The sequence below is a fragment of the Vibrio sp. YT-19(2023) genome (assembly GCF_033337395.1).
In genome coordinates this window covers 1-504 of the sequence record NZ_JAWOQN010001231.1, presented here as the reverse complement: position 1 = coordinate 504, position 504 = coordinate 1, and the positions used below count along the sequence as shown (strand labels likewise).

Sequence of the window (504 nt, the reverse complement as noted above, 5' to 3'; positions counted from 1 at the left end):
TAGGCGATTATCAAATACTAATTAGGATTAGTGATATCCCTGAAGATAGGACAGAGCATCAATTTACATCTAAACCAGAGGTTAAGACGCCAGTTGGATTCGAACAGCACGTAGAATCGATTCCAGAGATGGAAGATTTTGGTTTAAGCGCTGCCGAGTTGATGGATGAAAGTGTCCCATCAGATTTTCAGTTAGACATTGGTCTAGTAGATGATTTTCTAGAACTCCCGAGTCACGAAACTGAAGTGCCACAACCTAAAGTTGCATCAATGCAGCCTGATACCAACGCTAAAAGTCAAAAACCTACAGTGCATCGAGGTGAACTGGAAGCGTTCATTTAAGGCATGGGGATCGACCCCAATATGGTACCAAGCCAAAATCGAGAGCAGTGGTTTGAACAATTAGGTCAGTCGTTTTCTCTCATGCTTATTGGGCTAATGGAGACTCTTCACAATCGGGCTGTATTTAAACAAACCAATCGCGTCAACCATACTGCATTTAGAA

General features: G+C 42.3%; 1 protein-coding gene and 1 pseudogene. Both read left to right on the top strand.

The genetic code is table 11. The features are described 5' to 3' along the window. A pseudogene (locus R7E78_RS31000) lies at window positions 1-341 on the top strand (type VI secretion system-associated FHA domain protein TagH); the annotation flags it as partial. A gap of 3 nt (window positions 342-344) precedes the next feature. After that, on the top strand, window positions 345-504 hold a 160-nt coding region (locus R7E78_RS31260), incomplete at its 3' end, for a type VI secretion system-associated FHA domain protein (RefSeq protein ID WP_411913795.1).